The organism is Deinococcus alpinitundrae (genome assembly GCF_009982895.1).
Classification (GTDB): Bacteria; Deinococcota; Deinococci; order Deinococcales; family Deinococcaceae; genus Deinococcus; species Deinococcus alpinitundrae.
Map to the genome: position 1 here is coordinate 1 of NZ_WXZL01000104.1, position 584 is coordinate 584.

The following is a 584-nucleotide window of genomic DNA, read 5'->3' on the forward strand; positions in this document are numbered from 1 at the left end:
CGACTGGGCCCGCACCGCCCGTGAGGAATACAAGAGCAGCTACGTGCGCGCCATGCTGGAATTGTCAAAGCTGCACTATGACGCTGGGGAAAGCAACTTGGCAATTTGGCATCTGACTCAGGCGCTGCGGACCGACCCGCTGATCGGAGAGAACCATCATCAGGACCTGATGGTCCGTCTGGCGAGTGTCGAGAGCCACTACGCCGCTGTTGAACATTACCGCCGCTTCGTCAAGTACCTGCAAGACGACTTCGCTGATACGCCGATGTGGGAAACCACGGCCCTCGCTGAACGTCTCAAAGCTGGCGAGGAGGTCAGCGCCGACCAGGTCGGCACCCACAGCCCCAATGTCCGTGACCTGGCCGAGCGCGCAGCAGGCGCTTTGCCTCTCGACCTCGGGCTGGACGGGAATGAAGTGCATGGTCCACTTGGACGCGCTCAGCTGGGACTCAAGCTGGCCGACGCGCTGCACCCGGCTGTAACGCTCGATGAAGTGGCGCACCTGACCCTCGAGGCGCTGGGCGCGTCCATGCACCTGGAGTCGCTGTTCATCTTCCTGGTGGATCGAGGCGTGCTGCGCGTCA

General features: G+C 62.7%; 1 protein-coding gene. It reads left to right on the forward strand.

Annotation, left to right across the window (positions count from 1 at the left end; genetic code table 11):
* Nucleotides 1–584: bacterial transcriptional activator domain-containing protein (locus GUI70_RS22585; RefSeq protein ID WP_202630567.1), on the forward strand; the 584-nt coding region annotated here is incomplete at both ends.